This window comes from Anaerotignum sp. (genome assembly GCF_045122575.1).
Lineage (GTDB): Bacteria > Bacillota > Clostridia > Lachnospirales > Anaerotignaceae > Anaerotignum_A.
In genome coordinates, this window is the sequence record NZ_JBGVHV010000104.1 from 1 (window position 1) to 4,018 (window position 4,018).

Genomic DNA, 4,018 nt, shown 5'->3' on the forward strand with positions numbered 1-4,018 from the left:
GTTTATGGCGAACTGAGCATCATGTACGAAGGCAGATTGCCCGAATAATAAAAAACAGACATGTCAGAAGTCCTGAAAAATCAGGATTTTCTTGACATGCCTGCATTTAGTCATTATATTGTCTGTGAGGTTGGGCAGTTGGAAAAATCAGCTGTGCAGCCATCAAATCCTATCATAGAAAGCCTATTGACAGAAAATTTTTCACACCCTCTGTAAAAGAGCTACTTATAAAAAGCAGCTCTCTTTTTTACAAAACAGTATTCAAACTACCCAGGATAAACCCGATCAGTGCGCCCAGATTTACGATGGTATCCAGTTCTTTTTTCATCACAGTCAGAACCATTTTTTCCAGATCCTCTGTTTTCATGTCATTGATCTTTTCTTCGATCATAGTAGAAATATCCACATTTTTCAGAACGCCACTGACGGCATCTTCGGAAGCACTGCGGTAGATAGAGCGGATGGCATCGCGAATTTTGCTGTCTTCCACATCCATTTCTCTGCACAGATCCAGAACAGACTTCTGTTCGAAAGCCATGATTTTTTCATTCACTTCCTTCTGAATGAAATCTTTTCCGTTTTCCGCGATATATGCTTCCAGTTCCACGCCAACGGGCTGGATAAAGGAGTTCAGCATTTCGTCGCTCAGGAACATGGCAAGCATGGTGCCGTGCACTTTTTCTTTGATGACTCTGCCTGCTTCGTTTACGATGGTATTTTTCAGATCGATTTTGCCGATAGAGTCCATGATCTCATTCGTGAAGGCGTTGGAAAGGTTCTCTTTCAGCGCGCCGTATTCTTCGTAATTTTTGCAGACTCTGCCTATTTCCACGTAGATTTTGTTGGACAGTTCCGCCATCACTTTATCAATGACCGCTGCTTCTGTTTCGGGAGAAAGGATGCGCTGTTTGATATCTTCTTCTGTCAGCAGGGTATTTGCTACAACATGGCCCACTGTTTTCGCCAGTCGGGGTTTGCCCTTGGGAATGGCGCCGGGGGTGAAGGGCACTTTATGTCCGCAGATTTTCACTTCGTTTCTGGGGTAAAACAGCATTTTTACCGCAATATAGTTTGTAAAATATCCGATGATCGAACCAATGATAGGGCCGGTCAGATTCTGTAATGTCATTTCATCATACCTCCATATATCTTAATGTATTTACATAACATTTACTTCCAAACGATTCATTCTATCAAGTCAGAGCCGAATAATCAAATCTTTTGGTCTTTTTTATGCTTCTTTCCAAAATGAGACAGATGGACTATAATGAAGGAAACAGATGATGAAAATGAGGTGAACAACAATGGGAGATAAGAACTACAAAAACGGGCTGATCTATGCACTTTCCTGTGCGGTCATCTGGGGCTTTCTTCCTATTTACTGGAATGCGCTGAATCCGATCAGTTCTCTGGTCGTTATATTTTATCGTGTCACTCTGATGACATTGACCTGCCTTGCCATTCAGTTTTATCGTGTAAGAAACATCAAAAAGATGTTTGTGCCGATGTTTGCAAACAAGAAGAAACTGCGGACTTATATCATCGCAGGTATCTTGATTACCATGAACTGGAGCATCTATATCTGGGCGGTACAGGCAGGATATGTGATCCAGTCCAGTATGGGTTATTTTCTGGAACCTTTGCTGGTCTGTCTCTTTGGTATGATCATTTACAAAGAAAAGGCCAACAAATGGAAGAAGATCTCCCTTGGTTTTGCTTTGGTCGGTCTGCTGGTGATGATCATCGGGTACCGAGAAATGCCAATCATCGCCATTGGTCTTGCAACCACTTTTGCAACCTATACCGCAATGAAAAAAAGTGTGGACTTACCGCCTTTTCAGTCCCTGCTTTATGAAACGATCTTTATTGCACCGATCACATTGCTGATCGTATTCTGGATGGAAGGAAGCGGTATCGGTGCCATGGCCACAGGCGGAAGCGGAAAGTTTATCCTGCTGCTCTTTGTAGGGATTGCAACAGCAGTACCTATGGGGCTGTTTTCTGCGGCGGCCAGAAATCTGCCTTTGCTGACTTTGGGTCTGACCAGTTATATTTCGCCGTCCATTGCATTGGTGCTTGGCATTTTCCTGTTCAAGGAGCCCTTCGACATCATCCAGTTCAGTGCCTTTGCCATCATCTGGGTCGGCTTGATCTTCTTTACTTATGGGGAACTTGCAGATATTCGTAATAAGGGAAAAGAGTGAAACAGATAAACCTGAATTTATAGTGATTAAAAGATTTTGAAGCCTGCGGTATGCTTTAGAGAGGCAAGTTTATACCAGAAAAGGGGATATACAATGCTACAAGCAAAAAATGTCAATCTGTATTTAAATAAAGATAATCGGTTATTGATAGAGGATTTTTCATTTTCTTTAGGTGAAGGTGATAAGGTAGTTATTATCGGTGAGGAAGGCAATGGAAAGTCAACACTATTGAAATATTTATACGATGAAGCAATGGTTGCTGACTATGTACAGGCAACGGGTCAGGTGATCAAGAAGGGGGTATTTGGATACCTTCCGCAATTTATGCCTGAAGAGGAGCAAAAACAATCCGTTTACGAATATTTTCAGGATGTAGATATCTATGAAAATAATGCCTTGATCGATTCGCTGGGGCTGGATTATGAATTCTTATTTTCTACGCAGATGATACATACACTTTCCGGTGGGGAAAAGGTGAAAATTCAGCTTTTAAAACTCCTTTGTCAGAAACCGGATGCTCTTTTTCTGGATGAGCCTACGAATGATTTAGACATTGATACACTGATGTTTCTGGAAGAGTTTATCAAGAGGTGTACCATTTCGATTTTGTTCATTTCTCATGATGAATTACTGATTTCAAACACAGCGAATGTCATTATCCATCTGGAACAGTTGATTCGCAAGCAAAAAAGTGTGATCACCGTATCTCGGCTGCATTATGAGGAATATGTGAATTATAGGAATCTGCAGTTTGATAAACAGACGCAGGTTGCTTTGAAAGAAAGAGCTGAATATAAGAAAAAGAAAGAACGGTTACAGCAGCTTTATGAAAAGGCACGCCATAATAAAAGCTGGATCAATCCTGACGGGATCATATCCACAGATGGGGGCGCCAAAAGGAGTATGCAGGCGATCATTTCCAGAGGAAAACGATTTGAAAGGGAAAAAGAAAACTTTACAGATATTCCAAATCGAGAAGAAGGAATTGTTACGCGATTCGACGCAGATATTTATATTCCGCCACATAAGAGGATCCTGGATTTTTCCTTGCCGGAATTGAAGGTGGATGAGAAACTGCTGGCAAAGGATATCAATTTATCGGTCATTGGGAACCAGCATATCTGCATAATTGGAAAAAATGGTGTTGGAAAATCCACTTTGTTAAAAGAAATCTGGAATGTTTTAAAAGAACGTCAGGACATTGTTGCAAGTTATATGCCGCAGAATTATAAAGATATTATCAACTATAGTCTGACACCGGCAGAATTTCTGAGGTCCAATTATGATAAGGAAAAGTATACTCTGGCATTAACGCATATGGGAACGATGAAATTTACCAGAGATGAAATGCAGCATACCATCGGTGAATTAAGTGGCGGCCAACGCGCAAAAATCATATTTCTGAATATGGTGCTTCAAAAAGCGAATGTATTGGTTTTGGACGAACCCACAAGAAATTTTTCTCCCCTTTCAGCACCGGTGATCAGGCAGGCACTCATGGATTTTCGAGGAACGATCATCAGTATTTCTCATGATAGAAAATATTTAGATGAGGTGGCAGATGTGGTTTATGTGCTCTCTGAAGATGGGCTGAAACTCTTTCAGTAAACGCCAATTTGTAGGGAAATGAAAATTTCGGTTTAACAGAGCAATAAATTAGAATTTAACGGAGGATATTCAATGAAAATCTATGATATTTCTCAAGAGGTTTTCAGTTGCGAAGTATATCCTGGTGACCCTGTACCAGAGAAAACAGCACTGAAATCAATGCAAGAAGGTGAAGTATATAATTTAACTGCTTTTAGCATGTGTGC

At 40.8% G+C, this 4,018-nt stretch carries 3 protein-coding genes; 2 read left to right on the forward strand and 1 reads right to left on the reverse strand.

What is annotated here, in order from left to right; all coding sequences use genetic code 11:
• Nucleotides 1-247: 247 nt before the first annotated feature.
• On the reverse strand, nucleotides 248-1,129 hold the full coding sequence (locus ACJMLT_RS04540) for a DUF445 domain-containing protein (protein WP_405727242.1): 882 nt from the start codon (nucleotides 1,127-1,129) through the stop codon (nucleotides 248-250).
• A gap of 175 nt (nucleotides 1,130-1,304) precedes the next feature.
• On the opposite strand from ACJMLT_RS04540, the gene rarD reads away from it, so the two are divergent.
• Nucleotides 1,305-2,204, forward strand: coding sequence for an EamA family transporter RarD (gene rarD / locus ACJMLT_RS04545; protein WP_405727245.1), 900 nt, complete (start codon nucleotides 1,305-1,307; stop codon nucleotides 2,202-2,204).
• Nucleotides 2,205-2,297: 93 nt separating this feature from the next.
• On the forward strand, nucleotides 2,298-3,812 hold the full coding sequence (locus ACJMLT_RS04550) for an ATP-binding cassette domain-containing protein (protein ID WP_405727248.1): 1,515 nt from the start codon (nucleotides 2,298-2,300) through the stop codon (nucleotides 3,810-3,812).
• The last annotated feature ends 206 nt before the right edge of the window (nucleotides 3,813-4,018 follow it).